We start from the raw sequence: 24,231 nt of genomic DNA on the forward strand, positions 1-24,231 counted from the left end.
GGCGCACCGTGCCCGACGATGTCCACTGTGCGCTGGTGAGCGGCGGTCTGGACAGCGCGGTGATGCTGAGTCGCATGCTGGACGATGGGGCGAGCATCCAACCGGTGTACGTGCAGACGGGGACGGCCTGGGAATCGGTCGAATTCCGGTGGCTCGAACGGTTCCTGAAGGCGCTGGATTCTCCGCGGCTCCGGCCGGTCCACGTGCTCCGGTTTCCTATGAGCGACGTCTACGGTGCCCACTGGAGCATGCGAGGCGCCGACGTGCCCTCGGCGGACACGCCCGACGAAGCCGTCTATCTACCCGGACGCAACGTCATCCTCGTCGCCAAGACGGCCGTCTACTGTGCCCTCAATGGGATGCATCGCATCGCCCTGGGGGTGCTGGCAGGAAATCCGTTCCCCGACGCGACCGATTCGTTCTTCACGTTATTGGCTACGTCGCTCTCCGAAGGCCTGTCGCACTCGATCGAGGTCGATCGCCCACTGGCCGGCATGCACAAGCCGGACGTCGTGCGGGCTGGCGCAGCGCTCCCCCTCGGTTTGACCTTCTCGTGCATCGATCCCGTTGACGGCAACCATTGCGGGCGCTGCAACAAGTGCGCCGAGCGCCGCCAGGGTTTCGTAGCCGCCGGTGTGGCGGACCCGACGCAGTATGCCGCTCAGCCCTCGCGACCCTGAGGGGGGACGCAAAAATGCCGATGGTATAATCGGCAAAGAGATCCCTGGGGAGCGTCAATGCCTGAGCCGGGCGCTCGCGACCACAGCGCGGGGCGAGACGAGGCATTGGCCCCTTCGATCGCCACTGACTTGCGCGACGGTCGAGACCCCGAAGACCTCGCCGACGCGCTTCAATCGTTGTCCGACCCCGAGGCGATCGCCCAGCTCCGCGCGCCGGGTTTGACCGAAGCGCCGTCCGCCGCCCCCTTCCTGGAACGGGTCGCGCTCTCGGCCCGACCCCCGGTCGCCTCCGTGGCTGCCGATCTCCTCGGGACGGTGCGCCACGTCGAAGCCGCGAATGCGCTGGATCGCGTCGCCTCCACGTCCGGAGATCGAGCCGTGAAAAAGGCGGCCCGACGCTCCCTGTACCGTCTGGCCAGCCAGGGCATAAAGCCGGAGAAGGTGGCGGAGACCACCACAGCAACGGTTGGGAGCCGAGCAGCGACGATCTACCGCGTGATCGCCAGCGCATACGACGGAAGCGGATCGCGCGCGATCTGGTTCGGGGCGGAGCGACCACTGGGGGGCATCTACCTCATCGCCGTGATGTTGAACGACCTCGAGGGTCTCGTGGACGTCACGGTGCGCGACACGACCCGCAAACGTTTCGCGGAGCTGGAAGAGTCGCGGCGCGCGCAGGATCCGACGGCGTGGGTCGAGCTACCCCACGACTACGCCAAGCAGCTCGTCCAGGAGGCGGCATCCGTGTCGCGGGAGGCGCATCGCCCGATTCCACCGGCGTTCGTCATGTGGTCGGACGTGATTGACAACCCGGATGAGCCATTTGGCCAGGCGCTGATCTACCGCGAGATCAGCGCGATCGAAGTGCGCCTGCATCCGACCCTGGTCGACGAGTCCCCGCGGCTCTTCGAACAGCCCGAGATCGAACCGTGGTTTGATCCGCCCAGCGCGACGCGCCGATGGGTGCGCCAGTTGACCGAATCTACCGCGACGCGGCTGATCCTGACCCCGGAAAGTCCACAAGACCGTCAGGAGCGGATCATCCGCGAGGCCGCCAAGGAGCTGTATCCGCCGAAAGTCTTGAAGGGGCTCCGGCGTCGACTCGAGGAAACCGCCTACATCTTTCAGCGGACCGGGCGGGAAGTCGAGGCGCGCCGCGCCGTCGCCGCCGCGGTCACCATCGAGGACCTCCGTCCGTTGCAGCCTCTGCACCCGTTCATCCGGGCGCTCGCCGTCCGGTCCCTGATGATCGGTGTCGAGGTCGAGCGGTCGGGCGCTGAGCCCGCGCGGCTGGCCCTCGCTCCCTAAGGGATCCAGGCGTGCGGAGCGTTGTGGCGCTGATCCTAGCCGGCGGCCAGGGTGAGCGACTGTCCGTTCTCTCGCGCGAGCGCGCGAAGCCGGCCGTTCCCTTCGGCGGCAAGTACCGCATCATCGACTTCACCCTGAGCAACTGTGTGAACTCCGGTATCTACGACGTCGCCATCCTCACCCAGTATCGACCCCACTCGCTCAATGATCACATTGGGATCGGCCGGCCGTGGGACCTGGATCGAACCCATCGTGGCGTGCGCCTGCTTCAGCCATTCCTGGGCCGTCGGGACTCCGACTGGTACCGAGGCACGGCCGACGCCGTGAATCAGAACCTCACCTTCATCACCACGCACCGAGACGAGGTCGTTCTCATCCTTTCCGGTGACCACGTGTACCGCATGGATTACCGCCGGATGCTGGAATTCCACGAGGACCGGGGGGCCGACGTAACGGTGGGCGTGTTCGAAGTGCCGATCGAGGATGCCGGCCGATACGGCACGCTCTTTGCCGACGAGCGCGGCCGCGTGCTCTCGTTCGATGAGAAGCCCAAAAACCCCCGCAGCAACCTGGTGTCCATGGGCATCTACATCTTCGAAAAGGACATCCTTGCCGAGCGCTTGGCCGAGGATGCGGCCGCGCGCACGGCGCACGACTTCGGCCGCGACATCATCCCGTCCATGGTGAATCGCGACCGCGTCTATGCGTACCGCTTCCAGGGCTATTGGCGCGACGTGGGGACCATCGAGAGCTACTGGGATGCGAACATGGAGCTGGTCGAAGATCCGCCCGAGTTTGACCTCTACGATCCTGAATGGGTCATCCACACTCGGAGCGAAGAGCGGCCACCAGCCCGGGTGCTGTCCGAGGCGCGGGTGAGTCGCAGCCTCATCAGCCACGGCTGCACGATCTACGGGCAAGTCGAACATTCGGTCCTGTCCCCAGGGGTCATCATCGAGCCAGGCGCCATTGTGCGGGACTCGATTGTGATGACCGACACCGTGGTGGGGACCGGCGCCGTGGTGGACCGCTCGATCATCGATAAGGAGGTTCGGGTCGAGCGCGGCGCAATCGTCGGATTCGGCGAGGCCAACGTCATCAATCGCCTCGAGCCCCAGCGTCTCAACGCCGGCATCACCATCGTGGGGAAGCGCGCGGAGATCCCGGTCGGCGTGCGGATCGGACGGAATTGCATGATCGATGCGCGCGCGCGACTGAGCGATTACGGCGGATCCGCCGTCGTTCCGAGCGGCGAATCCATCATCGCCCGATCTACCGAAACCCAGATTCCCGCGCGGCGGACCGCTGCGCGCGCTTAGTCGGCGCCCCGCTCCTCAGGCGTGCCCGAAGCCCGTAGCGCTCAGTGCGCGACCCGTGGGACAATGAGCTGATGGCCGCACAGGGAGATGGCGATGAAGCTTGGCGCGTTTACCTTCGTACTGCACTCCCACCTACCGTACTGTCGGCAGGCGGGGAGATGGCCGCACGGAGAAGAGTGGATCCACGAGGCAGCGACGGAGTGCTACGTGCCGCTCCTTCGGGGACTGTGGGACCTGCGCGATGAGGGAGTCGCGTTCAAGTCGACGATCGGTCTCACTCCAATCCTCGTGGAGCAGCTTCGTGACCCGCTGGTCAACGAGCACCTCGAGCAATACATTCGCGGGCTGATCGACGCGGCGTCGAGTGACGTTGCGCGGCATCAGCGCGCCGGTTCGGAGCGGCTTGCGGCCTTGGCGTCGCGCTATCGGTCCCTGTACGCGGAGACGCTGCAAACCTACCTCGACCGGCTTGGTGGAGACGTCGTTGGGGCCTTCAAGAGCCTGCAGGACTCCGGCCATATCGAGATCGCGACGTCAGCCGCCACGCACGGGTACCTGCCCCTCTTCGAGCGCGAGTCATCCGTGGCGGCGCAGGTGGCGGTAGGACTCGATGCGTACCGCCGAATCTTCGGTCGGCGCCCGACCGCGATCTGGCTGCCCGAGTGCGCGTACCGCCCCGCGCGGACGGTGACCATCGACGGCGTCCCGATCCGCCAGGCAGGCCTGGAGGAGGTCCTCGCCGACTACGATTTGCAGGTCTTTTTCAGCGAAACGCACACGGTGGAGGGCGGCACGCCCGTGGGCAAGGCCGCGGGCGACACGATTGGACCCTACGGCGACGTCCCGCGGCGCTACTCCGTCCCGCTTTCGAGCCCGGCTACACCCCACCATGGCACCACATTTGAGCCGTACTATGTCGGCTCGACGCACGTTGCTGTCATCGCGCGCAACAATCGCACAGGCATGCAGGTCTGGTCCGCCGAGCACGGCTATCCCGGCGACTACGCGTACCGAGAGTTCCACAAGCGTGACGGGGTATCCGGGATGCGGTACTGGCGCATTACCGGACGTCGAGTGGACCTGGCGGACAAGGCGGAATACGATTTCGATCGGGCGCGCGATGCGATGAATAGCCATGCGCGCCACTTTGCCCAGCTCGTGGAGGACCTGGTCGCAGGCTACCACGCGCAGACCGGTCGCTATGGCATCGTGAGCTGCGCCTACGACACCGAGCTGTTCGGCCACTGGTGGTTCGAAGGTACCGACTGGCTGCGCGAGGTGCTACGGCTTCTCGCCGCGAGCGACGTCGTCGACCTGACAACGGCAAGCGAGTTCGTCCAGCTGCATCCTCCAGAGCACCACATCACCCTTCCCGAGAGCTCCTGGGGCCAGGGCGGGGGCGACTTCACCTGGAAGAACGTCGACACGGAGTGGATGTGGCCCGTGATCCATGAACGCGAACGCAGGATCGAATGTATCGCCGACCGACACACCCACGCGAACGATCTGGAGGCGGCGGTGCTCAAGCAGGCCGCGCGCGAAGCGCTGTTGCTCCAGAGCAGCGATTGGCCATTCCTCGTGACCACGGGCCAGGCGCGGGAGTACGCCATCGAGCGATTCGAGGGGCACGTCGAACGGTTCGATCGTCTGGCGTCGGCGCTCGAGAGCGGAACCGTCGACGCGCGGGCGAGGGCGCTGGCCGACGAGCTATACGATCGTGATAATCCGTTCGCCGACATCGACTGGCGAACGTTTCAAAGCTCGACGAGCGCGCAGCCGCGTCGTCGGTCGGCCGCCAGTTGAGCGCGGGCCCGCGGAACGCGACCGCTCCCGTCAAGGTCCTGTTCGTCGCCGCCGAGGTCGCTCCCTTCGTCAAGGTGGGAGGTCTCGCGGACGTGGCGGGCGCACTCCCGAAGGCGCTGTGCGCCATGGGCCACGACGTACGCGTCGTTATGCCGCTCTATCGGCAAATCGATCGCAATGCGCGCGGCGTGCGGCGAACCAACGCCAGCGCGATCGCGGTTCCGGGCAGCGACGCCCCGGCGGAGCTGTACGAATCGAAGATGGGCGCCGTGACGGTGTACCTGATTGCCAGCAACCGCTTCTTCGACCGCGACGGCGTGTACGGCTTTCCGGACGACACCGAACGATTCCTGTATTTCTGCTGGGCTGCGCTCTCGGTGTTGGACGCTGTGGATTGGGAGCCCGAGGTCATCCACTGCAACGATTGGCACACGGCGGTGATTCCCTACTGGCTTCGAACGCGACGCGATCTTCCGCAACGGGCGCGGGCGTCGGCATCGCTGCTGACGATCCACAACCTCGCCTATCAGGGGGCCTTCGACCCGGGAAAGCTCGGACCGCCGTGGGTCGATCCGGCCACGCTTCGGAAGCGCGGAGACGGCGGCGCCGACCTCATGAGCCAGGGGATCCAGTTCGCGGATCTCATCAGCACCGTGAGTGAGCAATACGCTCACGAAATCACGACGCCCGAGTTCGGCGAGGGTCTCGACGGGCTTCTGACGTCACGGCAGAATCAGCTCCGGGGCATTCTGAACGGGATCGACTACGAGACCTTCGATCCTGCTCGGGATCCGCACATTGCCATGAACTACTCAGCCGACGACGTCCGGGGAAAGGCGGCGTGTAAAGCTGCGTTGCAGCGCGAGATGGGGTTCGACGTAAACCCCCGCACGCCGGTGGTCGCACTGATCGGCCGACTGGCCGACCAGAAGGGATTCGACCTCGTCGCTGAGGTGCTGGAGCCCCTCACGGCCGAGGCGAATGTTCAGGTCGTGGTCCTGGGTACCGGAGACCAACGGTATCACGACCTCTTTCGCGTCCTTGCGTCCCACAACCGGGCGCGCATAGCCGTGAACCTGACCTTTGACGAGGCGCTCGCTCAGCGGATCTACGCCGGCGCCGACGCGTTCCTGATGCCGTCTCGATTCGAGCCGTGCGGACTGGGGCAGATGATCGCGCTCCGGTATGGGACGGTGCCGATCGTGCGGGCCACCGGAGGCCTGGCTGACACGGTCCAGGACTACCAGCCGTCGACACAGCGGGGGACCGGTTTTGTCTTTCGTCGCTATGACGCGACCGCGCTCACCTTCGCGGTTGGGCGCGCCCTGGAGGTGTATCGCGACGCCGAGCGGTGGCGCGGAATTCAGGAGCGCGGCATGCGCCAGGATTTCTCGTGGGGCGCGTCGGCGGCGCGCTACGTCGAGGCGTACCGCGACGCCTGCGCCCTGCGGCGACAGGACCCCTCGCCCGTTCCGAGGGGGATGGGCGGGTGATCGCGTCGCGGGGTTAGGCGGGGGCGGGAGCGGGCAAGTCGACCGTAATGCCGGCGAGCGCTCGATCCATGACCTGCGCCGACCGCTCGTCGATCTCCACCAGCGGCAGCCGTAATCCGCCGCACGAAAAGCCGCAGCGCGCCAGCGCGTACTTCAGCGGAATGGGACTCGTCGTCGCAAAGAGGGCGCTAAAGAGGGGTGAGAGCGACGCGTGGATCCGTGCCGCCTCCTCCGGGACGCCCTCGACGGCGCATGCGATCATGCGAGCGAGCTGCCTCCCGACCAGATGGCTCGCGACGCTCACGACTCCGTAGCCGCCGAGGGCCAGGATCGGGAGGGTCACGGCGTCGTCCCCGCTCCACACGCGGAAGCCCGGCTCGGCGTCGCGAATGATGGTGGCGATTGCCTCCATGTTGCCGCTCGCCTCTTTCACGCCGACGATGTTGGGAGTGCGGCTCAGACGGATCGTCGTCTCCGGAAGCATGTTCGTCGATGTTCGGCTTGGAATGTTGTAGAGGAGGATCGGGATGCTGACGGCGTCGGCGATTGCGCGAAAATGCCGCTCGAGGCCGGCCTGGGGCGGCTTGTTGTACCAGGGCACCGTCCCGAGAATACCGTCGACCCCGAGGCGCTCGGCCTCCTGGCTGAAGCGCACGCTCTCCGCCGTGTCGTACCCGCACGTCCCGGCGATGACAGCCGCGCGATCGCCCACGGCGTCTTTGATCTCCGAAAACAGCCGGGCCTTCTCCTGGTGGGTCATGGTGGGCGCTTCGCCCGTCGTGCCCGCGATGACGAGGCTCTGCGTTCCCGACGCGAGCAGCGCATCAGCGAGCTGGCGAGCGCGCGGATAGTCCACCGAGCCATCATCAGCAAAGGGCGTGGCCATGGCGGTAATGAGGCGGCCAAACGGTTGCATCCGTCTACCTCAGGCGAAAAGCAGCTCGGCCACCTGCACGGCGTTCAGGGCGGCGCCCTTTCGCAGATTGTCGGAGACGATCCACATCGCGATCCCGTTCGGGTGCGAGATGTCGCTCCGGATTCTGCCGACAAACACCTCGTCGCGGCCGGCGGCCTGCAAAGGCAAAGGGTACCGCGATTCGAAGGGCTCGTCCACCACGGCGATGCCCGGCGCGGACGCCAAGATCGCGCGCGCCTCCCCCGCTGTCATGGGGTGCGAAAGCTCGACGTGGACGGCTTCGGAGTGGCCGACCTCAACCGGGACCCTCACGGTCGTGGCGGAGATGGCGATATCTGGCGCGTGCATGATCTTCCGCGTCTCGTTGACCAGCTTCATCTCTTCGCTGGTGTATCCGTTGTCTCGGAAAGATCCGATGTGCGGGAGCACGTTGAGGACGATGGGATGCGGATACGCCGACGTTTCCAGGCCGGGCGCGTGCGCCGAGAGCGGGGCCGTCGAAGCTCCGGATCCGTTCTGCGCGCGCGCCGCGTCGACCACGGCCAGGGTTTGGGTCCGCAGCTCCTCGACCGCGGCGGCGCCGGTGCCCGACACGGCCTGATACGAGTCCACGATGACGCGGGTGATCGGGTTGGCGCGGTGGATGGGTGCCAGCGCCACGACCATCTGGATCGTTGAGCAATTCGGACCCGCGATGATGCCACGGTGTCGATGCGCATCGTCAGGATTGACCTCGGGCACGACCAATGGGATCGCCGGGTCCATCCGCCACGCGGCGCTATCGTCGATCACGACGGCGCCGGCGCGCGCTGCGATCGGGGCCATCTCGCGACTGATCTCCTCGTCGACGGAGAAGAACGCGAGATCTACGCCGTCGAACGAGTCGGCCCGGGCCGCGTGGACGGGGATCTCCTGGCCCTTGAACCGCACGGTCTTGCCTTCCGAGCGCTCGGATGCGAGCGGGCGCAGCTCCGCGACCGGGAAGCCGCGCTCTTCGAGCACGCGAAGGAAGGTGCGCCCGACGAGGCCGGTCGCACCCAGGACGGCGACGGTGAGATGACGATTCAAGGACTCCTCCCCAGCGTACTACGTGAGATCCATGAGCTGGTCGAGCCCGTACACGAGCCCGACTCGTCCCCGCAGATGTTTGAGGGCGTAGATGACCCCCGGAACGAACGAGTCCCGGCCGATCGAGTCGTGCCGGATGGTGAGCGACTGGCCCGGCCCGCCGAACACGACCTGATGCGAGGCGACGAACCCGGGCATCCGCAGGCTGTGGATGTGAACGTCGGAGCCGATGCCGCCGCGCGTGCCGGGTATCGTGTGCTTGGTGACGTGATCACCGCTGAACGGCCTGTCGCGCGCGGCTCGCATCGCCTCGGCCACCATCAGTGCCGTGCCGGACGGCGCGTCGATCTTTCCGTCGTGGTGGGTCTCGATGATCTCGGCGCTGTCGAAGAATTTGCTCGCCAGACGGGCGAACTGCATCAGCAAATTGGCGCCGATGGCGAAGTTGGGGGCGACGAGCGCCGCGACACCCGACGTGCGCGCGAAGGAGTCAATCTCTTTCAGATCGCTCGGCGCCAGGCCCGTCGTGCCGATCACGATGGGGATGCCGCGTCCGAGCGCCGTCTCGGCGTTCTCCCTCGCGGCCTCTGCCGTGGTGAAGTCCACGACTGCGTCGACCTCGACCAGCGTGAGCAGATCCGACAGGGATGTCGTGATGGGGATGTCGGGCGGCGGCGATCCGTCGATGGGAGGCCGAGGATCGCACCCGCCGACGACGACCAGCGCAGGGTCCTCAGCGAGGCTGACACGCATCTCCTGGCCCATCCGGCCGAGGACTCCGCAGATCGCGACGCGAATGGGTCGAGTAGAAGCTGACGTGGCGCCCTCCGTCGCCACGATCAGTCCTCGTGCGGCAGGCCCTCATCCCACCGGGGATTCGGGCGCGCCACGGGTGGGCGGTCGTGCAGCGGCGCCGGTCCTCGCGGTGGCCGCTCGGGCGCACCGGGTCGCGCAGGGGGACGATGGCGCTCGGGCGGGCCTCCTTCACGCCGTGGGCCCCCCGAGGGCTCGCGCGGTCGATCGAAGCCGCGACCGCCACCTCGGATGATGTTCCCCTGGGTCGGTCGGCCTGCGTTCTCGCGGCCGTTGGGTCCGCGCCCGCCGGCGCCCGTCGGCATGGGCGGCCGACCCGGGCCTTCGCCCTCGGGAGTCGGAGCGAGCAGCGCGCGCCGCGAGAGATTGATCCGCCCCTGCCGGTCGATCTCCGTCACCAGGACCGTGATCTCATCGCCGATCTTGACGACGTCTTCGACCGAGGGGACGCGATAGTCGGCTAGCTCGGAGATGTGGACGAGGCCCTCCTTACCCGGAAGGACCTCGACGAACGCTCCGAACGCCATGATGCGAGTCACTTTGCCGGTGTAGATGGTGCCAACTTCAACGTCCCGGGTGAGGCCTCGAATGATGTCGATGGCCTTCTGCGTGTTCTCCGCGCTGGTCGAGCCGATGAGCACCGTGCCGTCGTCTTCGATGTCGATGGTGCACTTCGTCTCTTCGGTGATTCGCCGGATGACCTTGCCACCCGGGCCGATGATGTCGCGAATGCGGTCGGGGTTGATGGTGATCTTCGTGATCCGCGGGGCGTATGGCGACAGCTCCGGCCGCGTGACCTGGATGGCTTGACGCATTTTATCGAGGATGAACATGCGCGCTTCGTGCGCCTGCGCCAGGGCTTCGCGCATGATCGTCGGCGTGATGCCGCGCACCTTGATGTCCATCTGGAGACCGCAGACCCCGTGGACCGTGCCGGCGACTTTGAAATCCATGTCGCCAAGGAAGTCCTCGACTCCCTGGATATCGGTCAGGATGCGATACGTGCCATCGTCCCGAGTCACCAGACCCATCGCGATGCCCGAGACGGGCTCGCGGATGGGCACGCCGGCGTCCATGAGGGCAAGTGTCCCAGCGCACACGCTGCCCATTGAGGTCGATCCGTTGGAAGAGAGGACCTCGGCGACGAGGCGGATGGTGTAGGGGAACTCGGCCTCGTCGGGCAGCACGGCCTGGAGCGACCGCTCAACGAGATGGCCGTGCCCGATGTCGCGGCGCGAGGGGCCCGTCATGCGGCGAGCCTCGCCCGTGCTGTACGGCGGAAAGTTGTAATGGTGCATGAACCGCTTCGACTCATCCACGCCGATGCCGTCGATGATCTGCTCGTCACTCGCGGTCCCGAGGGTGGCAACGCTCAGCACCTGCGTTTGGCCGCGCGTGAACAGCCCTGACCCATGGGTCCGGGGGAGAACGCCGACCTCGCAACTGATGGGGCGGATCTCGGTGAGGGCGCGTCCGTCCGGCCGAAGGCCCCGGTCCAGGATCGCGTTCCGGACAGTCTCCTTCTCCAGCGATCCGAAGATCTTCCCAATCGTCTTCTCATCGTGCCCGCGGCTCACGAACTCCGCGATCATCGCCGAGCGAACCGCGTCCACCGCCGCTTCGCGCTGGGCCTTGTCGGGGTTGAAGACGGCCTCGCTGAGCTGCTGCCCGAGCCAGGCGCGTACGTCTTCGTCTAGCTCCGGATGCTCCTCGGCGCCGGGATACGAGCGCTTGGGCTTTCCGACGAGCGCGACGAGCCGGTTCTGCAGCTCGTTCAGCTCCTGGAGCGCCCGATGTCCGAACTCAATGGCCTGGAGCATCGTCTCTTCGGGAAGCTCGAGCGCGCCGGCCTCTACCATCATCACGGCGTCCGCCGTGCCCGCGACCATGAGGTCGAGCTTGCTGTAGGTCAGCTCGGACAGGGTGGGATTGATGACGAACTCGTCGCCGATGTACCCGACGCGCACGCCGGACACGGGCCCGTGGAACGGGATATCGGAGATGCACAGGGCGGCGGAAGCGCCGAGGATGGACAGCTCCGAGGGGTCGTTCTGCTGGTCGGTCGAGAGGACCGTGATGATGATCTGCGTTTCGTTCCGGTAGTCTTTCGGGAAAAGCGGGCGAATCGGTCGATCGGTGAGCCGGGCGGCCAGAATCGCCGACTCGCCTGCGCGACCCTCGCGCTTGAAGAAGCCGCCCGGGATCTTGCCCGCGGCGTACATCTTCTCTTCGTAATCCACCGTGAGAGGGAAGAAGTCGATCCCTTCCCGCGGGGAGTTCGAGCTCACCGCCGTTGCGAGGATCACCGAGTCGCCGTAGCGCACCAGCACGGCGCCGTCGGCAAGCCCCGCCAGGCGGCCGCTTTCAAGGGTAAGGGTGCGTCCAGCGAAATCGATGGACAGGGATTCGGTCATTTGGCGCTCCTTCGCCGCAGAGCGGGAGGCCGGAATCGCGAAGCCGCGGGGGAGAAGGTTGCGACCCGGGGAGGTGGGCCCGACCGTCTACCGTTTGAGGACTGCACCGGTGAAGGATCGCGTTAGCGCCGCAGACCCAGAGAGCTGATGATCTGGCGGTATCGCTCGAAATCCTCGCGTCGCAGGTAGTTCAAGAGGCGGCGCCGTTTGCCTACCATCATGAGAAGTCCGCGCCGAGACGCGTGGTCGTGTGGATGCACCTTGAGATGCTCGATCATGTCCAGGATGCGCCGACTGAGCAGCGCAATCTGGACGTCGGACGAACCGGTGTCGTCCGGGTGCAAACGGTACTTCTCGATGATTTCGCCCTTTACTGCCTGGGCTAAAGGCACTGACGCCCTCCACGCGTGTTTCGACGCATCGGCATGCCGCTATGCGCTCTACGTTTTCTCCACTTCTTGTTTCGTGGCGAGTATACCACACGCGAAGCGGCTCGCCGGCGGGTTGACACGCGGGGTGCTCGATGGAACAATCCCGGTCCGCGGAACAACGCGATCGGGGAGATGAACATGACCCTCAAGGCGAGCATAGATTGGGACAAGTGCGAGGGAAACGGCGTGTGCGCACGAGTCGCGCCCGAGGTCTTCTCCGTGGACGATCAGGGCAACTCCGACGTCTTGATGGAAGAGGTGCCGGAGAGCCTGCGCGCCAAGGCGATGCTGGCCATGCGCCAATGCCCGACCGGAGCAGTGAGCGTCGTGGAGGCGTGACGGCGGCGTCGCCGCGGCGGTCGCCCCGTGACCCGTGATGATTGGACCGTGCGGCGCGATGCGTCAGCGCGCCCTGAGGACTCGTACGCGCTGTGCGCAGAGACGCCGCCGCCGCAGCTCATCACCGGCATTTGGCAATTCAATCGGCGCGAATTTTTCGCCTGCCACGAGACGCTGGAGCGGCTCTGGCTGGCCGAATGCGCTCCGGTTCGCGACCTCTACCAAGGGATCCTGCAGATTGGCGTAGCCTTCTACCACTTGCTGCGGGGGAACTACCGGGGCGCCCACGTGAGTCTGCGACGCGGCATCACGCGGCTGCGCCCGCTGCCGCCAGTTTGCCGAGGGGTGCAGGTCGCGCGGCTGGTCGAGGACGCTGAAGCCGCCCACGCAGCCCTGGTTGCGCGGGGAGCGGCAGGCCTGGCGCGCTTCGACCTCGAGCTGATCCCGACGATTGACATCGCGCCGAGCGCATGACGGGAGGATGGCACCGTGCGGCTTGACGTGGCCCAGCGCGTGCTGGGCGCAAGCCTCGCCAAGGCCCACGACATGGGAATTGCGGTGAGTGTGGTTGTCGTGGACGAGGGAGGGCACATGATGGCAATGGCCCGAATGGACGGGGCGCGCTTTCTGACCGTTGAGATCGCCTACGGCAAGGCGCACGGATGCATCGGTTTCCACCGCGTGGGGCCCGAGGTCGCACAATTCGGCCAGACCGCCCCCGCCTTCGTCGGCGCCCTTGCGACCGCTAGCCACGGTCGCTTCTTCGCAGCGCTGGGCTCGATTCGGGTGGTGGTCGGCGGTCAGGAGGTGGGCGCCGTGGGGGTCAGCGGCGGATCCGGCGAGCAGGATCACCAGATTGCCCAAGCGGGCGTGGACGCAGTGGCGTACGGTGGCGATGCCTGATTCGACGGGCTCACCCCGAGCGGAATGCAGGCCAGGATTGGAGAGAAGGGATGGCGCTCGATCTCGCGACCGCCAATCGAATCGTCGAGGCATGTATCGCCGAAGGGCGGACCATTGGGCGAAACTTCAGCATCGCCGTCGTTGACGAGGGCGGCCACATCGTGGCCATTCAGCGCATGGACGGAGCGGCGTTCGTGTCTCCGAGAATTGCGCTGGGGAAGGCGTTCGCGTGCGCGGCTTTCCGGCGGGAGGGACCGCAGCTCCAGCAGATGGGCGAGAACCCGGCGTTTGTGGCCGGGCTCGTCGAGATGACGGGTGGCCAGTTCTTCGCGTCGCTCGGGGCCTGCCGAATCATGCTCAATGGCCAGATGATGGGCGCCGTGGGCGTCAGCGGGGCGGCGCCGGAGCAGGACCAGCAAGTGGCCGAGGCAGGCATCCGGGTTCTCTCCAGCTGACGAGGCGCGCGGCGTTCGATGCCACACCAAGATTGCCGCGCCAGCGGGTCAGCTCAGCGGCTTGGCTCGCGGGCGCGGGTCGGCAGACGGCGATTTCCGCGCCGCCTGCCGCTTCTCCGCGAGACGTCGACGGAGGACCGTCTCGGAAGCGATGACAGACGTCAGCGCCATCCCATCCAGCGAGACCGGACGCGTCCGGCCCAAACTGTGGACGCGCGGGTTCTTGCTGCTCCTGACCGTGGTCTTCCTCGGCTACTCGGGGCAGCAGCTCATCCTGCCCATCCTGCCGCTGTACGTGACCAAGCTCGGCGGGACGCCGGTAGAGGCGGGCTTTATTCTCGCGGCGTTCAGCATCACCAGCTTCCCGATGCGGCCGGTCGTGGGATACCTAACCGACGCGTGGAGCGCGCGCGGCATTCTCGGGATCGGGACCCTGATTCTCTCGCTGACCAGCTTCGGGTTCTTCGTACCCCACCTTGCCGTCATGGCAGTGGTGAACGCCGTTCGGGGAATCGGGTGGGCCGGGCTCAACACCGGCGGATACACGGACCTGGCTCACACGGCGCCCCGCGCCCGGAGGGGCGAAGCGTCCGGGTACTACAACTTGGCGACGTCGATTCCCATCGCAGGCGCGCCGGCTGTCGCCCTGTGGCTACTGGGCGTCCCGTCCATGGGCTACCCGAGCGTCTTTCTCTTCGCTGCGCTGCTGGCGGCGGCGGCCACGCTGGGCATGTGGGGCGCTCAGGCGCTGGCGCCGCAGACGCAGATGCGATCACCCCGGGATGGCGCGGTAACCGTCTCGAGCGTCATCGGCGGGTTCGTCGATCGGCGCGTGTTCCTCGCCGCGGGGCTGCTCCTGTGCATGACGGTCACGCAGGTCTCGACGACGGCCTACTTGCCGCTCTACGCCCGGGCCGTCGGGATCGAGGGGATCGGCAGCTTCTACGTCGTGACCGGCGTGGTGGGCATTATCAGCCAGCTGCTATGCGGTCGGTTTCTGGACCGGGGCGGACGCGGCGGCTGGGTCGTGGCTGGGTTCGCCACCATGATCGTCAGTATGCTGATCCTGTACGCGGCGCGCGGGCTCGAGGTGGTCCTGATCGCCGCCGTGATCAACGCCCTCGGGAGCACGCTGCTCAATACCATGCTCCTGGTTGTCGCCATGGACCTTGCCGATCCCAACCGACCGGGCGCGGGCATGGCCACCTACTCGGTCTCCTACCAGCTCGGGGCGGCGGTCGGCGCGCCTGTGTTTGGCATGGTCATCCAGGCGCTCGGGTTCGGCGCCATGTATCTGAGCGCGGCCGGTGCGCTGGTCGTGGGGCTGATCGCCACGGTTCTGCAGTGGCCGCGCCTCCGCCGCGTCGGGGTGGTCGCGCCGACCGGTGGCGGAAACGCCCGGATATAATTGGTGCGCTGCGCCACGCATCGTTATGGCGACGTAGCCAAGTGGTTAAGGCGGGGGTCTGCAAAACCCCTATTCGGCGGTTCGAATCCGCCCGTCGCCTCCAGCAACGGCGGTCATCCAGGCACGGATGGCCGCTCTTTTTCGTTCCCAGTTCGAACCGGCGCCCGTTTTGACCACAATCTCGACCATAAGTCGTGGTACAGTCTGGCCGTGAATCGACACCGGCTGTTCAGGCGACTGAGGCAAAGAAGCCAATCCCCCGACCTCGGTATCGTCCAGCGATCTATCGGGCAGCCGGATGGGGATTGGCGTTGGCTGCGACCGTCGCGCGGCACCGGCGGGGACATGGCGAAGGGCTGACTCGGCGTCGCCAGGACGGCTTCCAGTTGCGGCGAACAATTGGAACACAGGAGTGCGATCGGCGCCGGGGCCTACGGTTTCCCAGAGCTCTTATCTACGTAGCCATCCGCCGGTCACCGCGTGATGAATGGGAGCGCGAGGAGAGAGAGCCACGTTCCTGCTCGGTGTAGTCGGAGGGATCGGTCAGAGCTGGCATACGCGGCTGCTCGTCGAGACGGTGCTCAGCGCGTCGGCCGATGAGCAGGTGGACACCGCGCTGCTCGACCTGAGCGAGACGCCGATCGATTTCGCGGCCAACCGACCGGCCGAGGAGTACTCCGCCGCCACGCGGCGGGCGCTGGAGTTGGCCGGCCACGCTGAGGGCTTCGTGTTCGGCTCGCCGATCTATCGCGCCACCTATACCGGCGCGTTCAAGAACTTCTTCGACCTGATGCCGGTCGAGGCGCTGCTGGGCAAAGCGGCGGCGCTCGTCGCCACCGGGGCGTCGTTCCACCATTTCCTGGCGCTCGACATCGCCTTCCGTCCCATCATGACCTTCTTCAACATGCACACGGTACCCGGCGTGCTCTACGGCTCGCGGGAGCAGTTCCTGCCCGAGCGCGCGATCAACGATGCGCTGCGCGAGCAAGCCGAGGCGTTGGGCAGGGATCTCGTGTACATGACCCGCCAGCTCGCGGGTCGTGGCTGGGGCCCGCCATCTCCCGGGGTCGGGGCAGTGACGCGGCCGAGATGACCGCCGCGCGACGGAGCAGCATGTGAGCGCGCAACGAAAGCATTTTCGACTCGGCGTCTTCATGCCGGTGGGGAACAACGGGTGGATGTTGACCAAGACCGCCCCGCAGTACCTCCCGACCTACCAGCTCAACCGGGACATCGCGCAGCTGGCCGAACGGATCGGGTTCGACTACGTGTTCTCGATGGCGAAATGGAGCGGCTATGGTGGAGAGACGCGCTTCTGGGACTTCTCGATCGAGTCCTTCACGCTCATGGCAGCGCTCGCCGTGGCGACCACTCGGCTGCGGCTTGTGGCGTCGATCGCCCCGATCCTGATCCACCCGGCGATCGTCGCCAAGATGGTGGCCACCCTGGACGACATCTCCGCAGGCCGCATCGGCATCAACATTGTCAGCTCCGACACAGAATACACGCGGATGGGCCTCTACCCGGACGAATTCGAGTCCTACCGCCACGCCTACATCGACGAATGGCTCCGCGTCGTGAAGGCGCTGTGGAGCGGGGAGCCCGTTGACTTCGCGGGCAGATTCTTCCGCATCGACGGCTATGCTTCGAACCCGCGCCCGGTCCAGCGGCCCTGGCCCCCGATCCTCTACGCCACGTCGTCCGAGGGCGGGTTCCGCTTCGTCGCCGAGCAGTGCGACGAGGCCTTCGTCCAGGCGGGTCCGCAGAAGAACGACGTCAGCCAGCGGTTGAAGGCGATGGCGGCCGAGCGTGGCCGCACGATCAAGACGCAAGCGCACGTCACGCTCGTCCTCGGCGAGACGAACGCGGACGCCCAGCGGATCCTCGATCATCTCCGCGCGGGGGCGGACTACGAGGCAATCGCCAACGTGTACGACCAAGGTTACCAGGGCGATCGCGTCGCCCGAGGCCGGGAGATCCTTGAGAAGGGCTTCCCGCGGACGCTCATCTACCATGCCCATCCTCTAATTGGCGGGCCGGAGCTCGTCGCGGACTTCATCGAAGACATGGCCGTGAACGGACACTTCGACGGCATGCTCTTCTCGTTTCCGGACTTCATCGACGGGCTCGAGCGGTTCGACGCCCTCGTCACGCCGCTGATCGAGCGGCGCGGGCTGCGTTAAAACGAGCGCAGCCCGCGCCGGGGCCGGTTGAAGTGGAGTTAGTCCGACGGCAGCCCTCGGGAACGTGGCGGCAAGATTAAACCCCCGCCCGACCGGTCCGCGCTCCCTGCGCTCCGGTCATGGCTGTGACCCGCTGTAGTGCGCCGTGGCCGAAGGCGGAGCGGCGAGGGTCATGCCGTGGCGACGGAAGACGTCCGTCATCTTGGCCACATCCGGCGGGCCGCCTGCCGCGGCACGCACGATCTCGACGGCCTCGCGGAAGTAGGCCGGTCCCATGATCGCCGGTGTGACCATGACGAGCTGCCGGGCGGCCACCGCGCCGCCATTGTCGAATCGATGCACAGCGCCCCGCGGGATGCACACGGCCTGGCCCGGGCCCACCGCAATCGCCCGACCGTCGATGGTCCAGGTGAGCACACCTTCGATTCCATACAGCGTCTCTTCGTAGGCGTCGTTCATATGCGCTGGCGCAGGGATTTTCTGCCCGGCGGGCACCGTCATCTCGAAGACGGACACGCTTCCATTGGTGTCTTCGCCCGTAAGGAGGAAACGAATGTCGATTGGGCCGACGCGGATGGTCTCTTCCGACGCGTTGACTGTGGGCTGGGCTGCCATGACTCCTCCCGTGTAAAGTAAATTGGATTGACTTGATTAGAGTACACGGAGTTTACTGTCGATGTCAAGACTCGAATTGCCCGAGGACCCGCTGATTGGCGCCCTGCTGCGACTCCCCGCCCACGCCATTCATCGCCGGATCATCGCCGGCTTGAACAGTGCCGGCTTCGATGATCTGCGCCTCCCGCACATGAGTGTGTTCCAGTACCCCGGCCCGGACGGCTACCGTCCAACTGAGCTGGCGGAGCGCGCCGGAATGAGCAAACAGGCCATGAATCAGCTCCTGCGTAGTCTGGAGCGGCTCGGCTACCTTCGGCGAAGCGGCGCCGAGGCCGACGGCCGGGCGCGCATCGTCCACTTCACCGAGCGCGGCGCCGCGGCGTGGGCCAAGGTCTACGAGATCCTTCGGGACATCGAAGCCGAATGGCGTGACCGGTTGGGAGACGCGAAGTTCGCCCGGCTCAAGGCCCTGCTCTGTGAGGTGTGGGTTTCGGATCTCGTCCAGTAGATTCGACCCTCGCCCACAGACTGGGCGGTGTCGGAGCAGGCGCTCCACGGCCCGGGCTGCAACCGATCAGGCTCCCACCGTGTCGTCCTGCTCCACCGGAGCCTTGGGCCGACGGCGGCGCAGGCGGTGGTGCGATAGGATCTCCGCCGATGTGCGCCTACGCCTCCAGCGCTCGTCGATCGCGCCGCCGTTCTTCGTTGAGCGCGCGGATCTCCGCTAGCGTGTAGGTTCGGTCAATCTCTTCGGCGCTGTTCGTCGCCGTAAGGCGAAAGCCTTCCTCGACCTGGAAGATCCCGAAGCTGGTTGCTCGCAGCGTATCGAGGACGTGGCCCAGGGTCCGCAGCATCCAGGAGAGACCTGAGTCCGGTCTGTTGTCCGGGTCGCCGCGCCGCAAGCGTCCTTCGTTCCGAAGGTCAGCGAGGTGATAGGTTTCGAAGAGGGTTTCGCTCCCCAGCGTGGAGGCGACGAGCCAGTGATCGCCGCGATCGACGATTTCGATGCTGGACGCGCCGGTCCGATCGAGGAAGTGACCGAGGGCGCGAAGCGTATCCGAGTATTCTCCCGGCTCGATCATGCGGAATCTCGCCCAGTGGGCGCGCAACCCTGACGCATTACGGGCCGCTCACGTCCCATTGCTCGGCGTTCCAGGCATATGTTCCCTCTGATCCCTGCCCCCGAAGATTGACGAGGCGGTTCGCGATGATCGTCGGCTGAGCGTTGTGGAAAAGGGCGAGGGGGATGACCTGGTCCGTCATGTGGTGCACGATCTGGCCCAGTATCGCGACACGATCCGTCCGCGAGATTGTGGTGAGAAACGTGTCGATGAGGCCGTCGAACTCCGCGTTCTGGTAGCGCATGCGGTTCCGACCGACGTAGTTGGTCTCCGGCAGGGGCGACTGCTTACCATGGAACCGAGTCAGCGAATCGTATGTCAGGGCTGTCGGCTGTCGCACCAGTTCGAACCCCGGAAAGTTGGCGCGATACTCGAGATCTCGGGCGCGCTGACGTGGGCTGAGGAGCGGATCGGATGGAATGCCCACCCGCTGCCAGTAGCCCGCCGTTGCCAGCGCTGCCTTCTCCTGGAGGTCGTCGCCGGCGGTGGTGCGCACTTCGATGGCGAGCCTGCCGCCGCTCGGGGTCACGAACATCCCGTCCGGACCTCGCGTCAGCCCCATCGAGACGAGCATCTCGGTGGCGCGCCGGGGATCATGTTCGTAGCGAACGATGCTCGCCTCGATGCTTGGATACTCCGCGTCGTTCGGGCTCACGTATGCGTGCGCGACCGGTGCCAGTCCCAGCTCGAGGGTGTCGGCCATCTCCTGACGATCGAGGGCGTACATGAGCGCTCGGCGGAATTGAACGTCGGTAATGAGGTCCGGTGTCGGGTTGAGCATCTGGGGATAGACTGCGATCCAGTCGCGGATGCCCACGCCAATACGTCCCGCCGGCCATTGGTCGCGCACCTGGACCGCCTGCTCCACCGAAAGGCTCCGCCCCAACGTCAGCTCCACTGCGCCCGCGAGGATGTTCGCCACGAGCGCATTCGAGTCGGGGATGAACTTGATCTCGATCACATCGACCTTCGGCCTTCCGAGGACGTACGCGTCGTTCGCCTCGAGCTGCATTGAGCCGCCCCGAATCCATTCCTTCATTCGGTACGGCCCGGTGCCAACGAACTCGGTGCTCCAGTAGGGAACCTCGAGAAACGTCGACTCGTCTGCCGCGTACGCGCTCTCGAGAATGTGCTTCGGCAGGGGAAATCCTCGAAGCTGAGAGAACATGGTGTCGGCTTCGATGAAGGGCTTTTTCCAGGTGACCGTAATTGTCAAAGGGTCGCGCGCGTCCACCGATTCGATCAGGTCGTAGGCGAAGTCGCGCGAGGTGGGCAGGTCCCGATCCTGATCGATGGTTGTCGTAAAGACGAGGTCCGCCGAGGTGAAGGGCTCTCCGTCGTGCCAGGTGACGTCGGGCCTGATCCGCCACGTCGTCTGCATCCGACCGTCCGGTAGGAACGTCCACAGGCCGTTTTCCAGCGCGGGAACCGCCTCCGCCAGCCGTGCCTGCATTGTGCTGGTGTCGTCCATCGTCGTGAGTCCGACGTTGACCAGATCGTCGATGGCGTCAACGCCGGGAACGTTCGACACGGGGTTGAGCTTGAAGCTCAGGAGGGGTGGATCGCTCATGACGGCCGCGAGAATACGTTTCGGAGCGGAGTTGGAGCCGGGGCCGTCTCCCCGCGGACCGGTCCCTCCGGCGCCCAGGGCAGCGCACGCATCGGTCCACGTGAGGATGGTGATCAATAGGACCGCGGCACCTGTTCGCGAGCCGAGCATGGTATGGAGGCATCGCATGCGCGCGATTATACGGAGCGGCGGTGGCCGCGCTGAGCCTCGTTCTGCTCTATCACCTCGATTCGAGCGCGTTATACTCGGACGAGCCATCGCGTCAACTCCTCCCAATCACCCGGATCCCAAAAGAAGTCTCTCTGCGCGGAGGAAGGGGTGCTTTCACCGGAAGAGAATCAGGCACTCACGCTCGTCGGGCCGGGCACTCCGGCCGGGGATCTGTTGCGCCGATATTGGATGCCCATCGGTGCAGCCGCCGAATTGACGCCGGCTTCGCCCACGAAATTTGTCCGGGTCCTTGGCGAGGATCTCGTGCTCTTTCGGGATGGACGCGGACGGGTCGGCCTGCTGGCGGACCATTGCGCGCACCGCGGCGCCTCGCTTCTCTATGGACGAGTCGAAGAGCGTGGAATTGCGTGCGCGTACCACGGCTGGCTCTATGACACGAGCGGAAACTGCCTCGAATGTCCGGCCGAGCCGGCGGGCAGCCGCTTCCACATGACGGTGAAGCAGACGGCCTATCCTGTGCAGGAGTTCTCGGGACTGCTCTGGGCATATCTCGGCCCTGCGCCGACCCCCGTGATCCCTCGCTACGACGTCTTCATGCGGAAGGATGGGCGGCGTCGAATCGTCGTGCAGCCGACCCTGGACTGCAACTGGTTTCAAACGATGGAGAACGCGGCGGATCCCGTGCACGCCGATGTGCTCCACTACGAGCCACACCAGCAGCGTGGCGTCCGCATCACCAATTCGACACGCGGCAATGTGGACGATATCCAGTCATACACGTTCTATCGCGTGCCCTACGGACTGATGAAGAAGCGCGTGCACCGGGACGGAACGGGCAATGAGCACCCGCTCATCTTCCCCAACGGGCTGCGGGTCGGGAACACCATCCAGATCCGCACACCGGTCGACGACTCCCGAACGATGGTGTTTCGCGTGGTGTTCGAGCCGACGCCGGATGGAAGTCTGATCGAGGACGAGGGCGAGATCCCGGTCGAGTACACGCTGCCGTACAAGGACCCGCCGTCTGCGCTGTATCCCTCCGCCCACTACTTCATGCGCATCATCGACGTGGCCGGCTACGGCTCAGGCGACTGGGTTCAGGCGCAGGACTACATGGCGTGGGAGACCCAGGGGCAAAATGCGGACCGCACGTCCGAGCGACTCGCGACCTCGGACCGCGGCATCGTCATGCTGCGCGAGATGATGCGCGAACAGATCGAGCTGGTGCAGCAGGGGCGGGACCCACTGGGCATCGTGCGAGATCCGGATCACGCGATCATCGACACGAATCTCGACGGGGACACCGTGCCCTTCATGCGCGCGGGGATCCCTGTGGGCGGCGTCTCCAGCTCCCGAAGCTCGCGCTAGGAGCGAACCCGGTTTCAACCGAATCCCGGAAGCGGCGGGAAACCAGTCTGACGTGAAGAGGGGACGGTGCAATGGCAACGGTCGTGTTGGGGGTCGGCAGCTCTCATGGTCCCACGATGCACACCGAGCCGGACCATTGGTTGCGGCTTGGTGTCGAAGACCGGCAAGACCCGCGCTTCGATTTCACAGCGCTAAAGCCGGGCCCGGCCATCGAGAACGAGCTTGCGCCCGAGCGACTGCAGGAGCGATACGATCGATGCCAGCGTGCCATCGGCTTGGTTTCCCAGGCGCTGCGCGACGCGGCGCCTGACACGGTGATCGTGCTCAGCAATCCGCACGGCGGCGTCGACCAGGACCGCATGCAGCCAACGTTCGGGATCTATCTGGACGATCCCCCGCCCGTCACCACGCGCTATCCGCGCCAGCGGGCTCTCACCGTTAGCGATCCCGCCGAGCGCCGAGAAGGGCCGCCCTATCCGACCGATGGCTCCCTCGCCCGGCACCTGATGCAATACCTGGTCGATGACGGCTTCGACCTCGCGTGCGCGTTTCAGTCGCGCCCGGGCGCGAACCTCGATGAGGCGTTCACGCTGCTCCAGCGCATCTATGACCCGGCGGCGTCGGTGGCCTACGTGCCGTTCGCTATCAGTCGGTACTTGCCGAACCAGGCGACCCCGCGACGCTGTTATCAGCTCGGGAATGCCCTCCGGCGCGCTGTCGAAGCCTGGGATGTTGACCGTCGTGTGGTCATCATGGCGTCGGGCGGCCTCAGCCACCAGATCATCGATGAGGCGCTGGACCGCAGCGTCATCGACGCGCTCGTCAGCTCAGACTCTGAGGCACTGTGCTCGGTGTCTCGCGAGCGCCTCAATGGCGCCCCAGGGACGCCCGAGATCCTGAATTGGATCGCCTGCGCAGGTTCCATGGAGCCCAGGGCGATGACACTCGTCGACTACATCCCCTGTTACCGTTCCGCGGTAGGCACCGGACAGGGGGTAACGTTCGGCATCTGGCGTCCGTAGACACGAAAAACGGAATGGGGGGTATGGACATGCAGGCGAAGGGCGCGGTTGAGACGGTCGAGAGCCTGAAAGAGAAGGTGGCGCTCTCGTGCCGAATCCTGGCGCAGCATGGGCTCGTCAAGGGATCGACGGGGCACGTGAGCACGCGGCATCCGGAGTCGGCCAACGTGCTCGTGCGCGGGCGACCTGCTGCGGACCGGGGTCTTCGGTATGCCGAGCCCGCCAGCATCATCGAGGTGGATCTCGACGGAAAGGTCGTCGGGGACGCCAAGGGCGTACGCCGCGTGAACGAGATCTATCTCCACACCGAAGTGTATCGGCGGCGCCCCGACGTCAACGCCGTCGTCCACGCCCACCCGCCGGGAGTTCTGCTGTGCACGATGACGGGGGTGACCCTCCGGCCGATCTTTGGGGGCTATGAGCCGCCGGGGATGCGCATGGCATATAAGGGACTTCCGCTCTAGGAGCGGTCCATCACGCTGCATACTCTCGATGAGACGAACCCTATGCTCGAGTGCATGGGGGAGAAAGACGTCTGCCTCATGCGGGCCCACGGCATCCTCGTCGTGGGCAAGACGGTCGAGGAGGCGACCCACAAGTCCATCGTCTTGGAGAACCTGGCGCGGCTGAATTACCTCGCTGCCCTCAAGGGCGACGCGCCCGAGATCTCCGACGAGGACAAAGCCGAGTTCGATCGTCGCGAGCGTGTGGCGGCGGCGAGCGGCCAAAGCGACGGTGAGCGCGGCTTCGGCTGGGACTACTACGTAAGTCTGGTCAATGAGCCCGGGCTCATTCAGTTCAACGAGCTGGGATTCGCCTTCGGCCATTGAT

General features: G+C 65.9%; 23 protein-coding genes, 1 tRNA gene and 1 pseudogene. 17 read left to right on the plus strand and 8 right to left on the minus strand.

All coding sequences use genetic code 11. The annotated features are described in order from the left end of the window. Window positions 1-8: 8 nt before the first annotated feature. The 5 genes from VFC51_15820 (at window position 9) to glgA (ending at window position 6,603) form a co-directional block, all read left to right on the plus strand. A complete protein-coding gene (locus VFC51_15820; GenBank protein ID HZT08491.1) occupies window positions 9-680 on the plus strand; it encodes a 7-cyano-7-deazaguanine synthase in 672 nt (223 codons plus the stop codon). Between the two features lie 57 nt (window positions 681-737). Then, window positions 738-1,988: a hypothetical protein gene (locus tag VFC51_15825; GenBank protein HZT08492.1), complete on the plus strand. Its 1,251-nt coding sequence runs from the start codon at window positions 738-740 to the stop codon at window positions 1,986-1,988. Between the two features lie 11 nt (window positions 1,989-1,999). Beyond that, on the plus strand, window positions 2,000-3,307 hold the full coding sequence (locus tag VFC51_15830) for a glucose-1-phosphate adenylyltransferase (protein HZT08493.1): 1,308 nt from the start codon (window positions 2,000-2,002) through the stop codon (window positions 3,305-3,307). Window positions 3,308-3,400: 93 nt separating this feature from the next. Beyond that, the gene (locus VFC51_15835; GenBank protein HZT08494.1) at window positions 3,401-5,110 is read left to right on the plus strand and encodes a 1,4-alpha-glucan branching protein domain-containing protein; all 1,710 of its coding nucleotides are present in this window, start codon (window positions 3,401-3,403) and stop codon (window positions 5,108-5,110) included. Next, window positions 5,107-6,603: a glycogen synthase GlgA gene (glgA, locus tag VFC51_15840; GenBank protein ID HZT08495.1), complete on the plus strand. Its 1,497-nt coding sequence runs from the start codon at window positions 5,107-5,109 to the stop codon at window positions 6,601-6,603. The genes VFC51_15835 and glgA overlap by 4 nt, the downstream gene beginning before the upstream one ends. A 13-nt stretch (window positions 6,604-6,616) precedes the next feature. Here the strand turns inward: glgA and dapA are convergent, their stop codons facing one another. The 5 genes from dapA to rpsO form a co-directional block, all read right to left on the minus strand. Beyond that, window positions 6,617-7,519 carry a 4-hydroxy-tetrahydrodipicolinate synthase gene (gene dapA / locus VFC51_15845; GenBank protein HZT08496.1) on the minus strand — a complete coding sequence of 301 codons (903 nt, stop codon included), beginning with the start codon at window positions 7,517-7,519 and terminating at the stop codon, window positions 6,617-6,619. 9 nt (window positions 7,520-7,528) lie between these two features. Continuing rightward, window positions 7,529-8,587, minus strand: coding sequence for an aspartate-semialdehyde dehydrogenase (locus VFC51_15850; protein HZT08497.1), 1,059 nt, complete (start codon window positions 8,585-8,587; stop codon window positions 7,529-7,531). Between the two features lie 18 nt (window positions 8,588-8,605). Further along, window positions 8,606-9,424 carry a 4-hydroxy-tetrahydrodipicolinate reductase gene (gene dapB, locus VFC51_15855; protein ID HZT08498.1) on the minus strand — a complete coding sequence of 273 codons (819 nt, stop codon included), beginning with the start codon at window positions 9,422-9,424 and terminating at the stop codon, window positions 8,606-8,608. Window positions 9,425-9,426: 2 nt separating this feature from the next. Further along, a complete protein-coding gene (pnp, locus tag VFC51_15860; GenBank protein HZT08499.1) occupies window positions 9,427-11,814 on the minus strand; it encodes a polyribonucleotide nucleotidyltransferase in 2,388 nt (795 codons plus the stop codon). Between the two features lie 122 nt (window positions 11,815-11,936). Beyond that, complete coding sequence (gene rpsO, locus VFC51_15865) at window positions 11,937-12,206, minus strand: 30S ribosomal protein S15 (protein ID HZT08500.1); 270 nt, start codon at window positions 12,204-12,206, stop codon at window positions 11,937-11,939. A 177-nt stretch (window positions 12,207-12,383) separates the two neighbouring features. Between rpsO and VFC51_15870 the strand changes: the two genes are divergently transcribed. The 8 genes from VFC51_15870 (at window position 12,384) to VFC51_15905 (ending at window position 17,533) form a co-directional block, all read left to right on the plus strand. Continuing rightward, window positions 12,384-12,584 (plus strand): ferredoxin, encoded by a 201-nt coding sequence (locus VFC51_15870; GenBank protein ID HZT08501.1) that lies wholly within the window; start codon window positions 12,384-12,386, stop codon window positions 12,582-12,584. Window positions 12,585-12,611: 27 nt separating this feature from the next. Continuing rightward, on the plus strand, window positions 12,612-13,058 hold the full coding sequence (locus tag VFC51_15875; GenBank protein HZT08502.1) for a DUF309 domain-containing protein: 447 nt from the start codon (window positions 12,612-12,614) through the stop codon (window positions 13,056-13,058). Between the two features lie 15 nt (window positions 13,059-13,073). Beyond that, a complete protein-coding gene (locus VFC51_15880; protein ID HZT08503.1) occupies window positions 13,074-13,487 on the plus strand; it encodes a heme-binding protein in 414 nt (137 codons plus the stop codon). Between the two features lie 50 nt (window positions 13,488-13,537). Further along, entirely contained in the window at window positions 13,538-13,942 is a 405-nt protein-coding gene (locus VFC51_15885) for a heme-binding protein (protein HZT08504.1), read from the plus strand. A gap of 151 nt (window positions 13,943-14,093) precedes the next feature. Continuing rightward, window positions 14,094-15,350 (plus strand): MFS transporter, encoded by a 1,257-nt coding sequence (locus VFC51_15890; protein ID HZT08505.1) that lies wholly within the window; start codon window positions 14,094-14,096, stop codon window positions 15,348-15,350. A gap of 27 nt (window positions 15,351-15,377) precedes the next feature. Next, window positions 15,378-15,453, plus strand: a tRNA-Cys gene (locus VFC51_15895). Between the two features lie 384 nt (window positions 15,454-15,837). Then, on the plus strand, window positions 15,838-16,443 hold the full coding sequence (locus VFC51_15900; protein HZT08506.1) for an NAD(P)H-dependent oxidoreductase: 606 nt from the start codon (window positions 15,838-15,840) through the stop codon (window positions 16,441-16,443). Between the two features lie 22 nt (window positions 16,444-16,465). Beyond that, window positions 16,466-17,533, plus strand: coding sequence for an LLM class flavin-dependent oxidoreductase (locus VFC51_15905; GenBank protein ID HZT08507.1), 1,068 nt, complete (start codon window positions 16,466-16,468; stop codon window positions 17,531-17,533). Between the two features lie 117 nt (window positions 17,534-17,650). Here VFC51_15905 and VFC51_15910 read toward each other — a convergent pair whose 3' ends face one another. Continuing rightward, window positions 17,651-18,148 (minus strand): cupin domain-containing protein, encoded by a 498-nt coding sequence (locus VFC51_15910; GenBank protein ID HZT08508.1) that lies wholly within the window; start codon window positions 18,146-18,148, stop codon window positions 17,651-17,653. Window positions 18,149-18,209: 61 nt separating this feature from the next. Between VFC51_15910 and VFC51_15915 the strand changes: the two genes are divergently transcribed. Continuing rightward, window positions 18,210-18,656: a MarR family transcriptional regulator gene (locus VFC51_15915; protein ID HZT08509.1), complete on the plus strand. Its 447-nt coding sequence runs from the start codon at window positions 18,210-18,212 to the stop codon at window positions 18,654-18,656. A 157-nt stretch (window positions 18,657-18,813) separates the two neighbouring features. Here the strand turns inward: VFC51_15915 and VFC51_15920 are convergent, their stop codons facing one another. Next, the gene (locus VFC51_15920) at window positions 18,814-19,230 is read right to left on the minus strand and encodes a hypothetical protein (GenBank protein ID HZT08510.1); all 417 of its coding nucleotides are present in this window, start codon (window positions 19,228-19,230) and stop codon (window positions 18,814-18,816) included. 37 nt (window positions 19,231-19,267) lie between these two features. Beyond that, entirely contained in the window at window positions 19,268-20,839 is a 1,572-nt protein-coding gene (locus tag VFC51_15925; GenBank protein ID HZT08511.1) for an ABC transporter substrate-binding protein, read from the minus strand. Between the two features lie 318 nt (window positions 20,840-21,157). Here VFC51_15925 and VFC51_15930 point away from each other — a divergent pair, with 318 nt between their 5' ends. From VFC51_15930 to VFC51_15940, 3 genes and pseudogenes are all read left to right on the plus strand, one after another. Continuing rightward, window positions 21,158-22,378: a Rieske 2Fe-2S domain-containing protein gene (locus VFC51_15930; protein HZT08512.1), complete on the plus strand. Its 1,221-nt coding sequence runs from the start codon at window positions 21,158-21,160 to the stop codon at window positions 22,376-22,378. A gap of 71 nt (window positions 22,379-22,449) precedes the next feature. Next, window positions 22,450-23,400 carry a hypothetical protein gene (locus tag VFC51_15935; GenBank protein ID HZT08513.1) on the plus strand — a complete coding sequence of 317 codons (951 nt, stop codon included), beginning with the start codon at window positions 22,450-22,452 and terminating at the stop codon, window positions 23,398-23,400. A 29-nt stretch (window positions 23,401-23,429) separates the two neighbouring features. Continuing rightward, window positions 23,430-24,230: pseudogene (locus VFC51_15940) on the plus strand (class II aldolase/adducin family protein). The last annotated feature ends 1 nt before the right edge of the window (window position 24,231 follow it).

It is taken from the genome of Chloroflexota bacterium (genome assembly GCA_035652535.1).
GTDB lineage: Bacteria > Chloroflexota > UBA6077 > UBA6077 > SHYK01 > DASRDP01.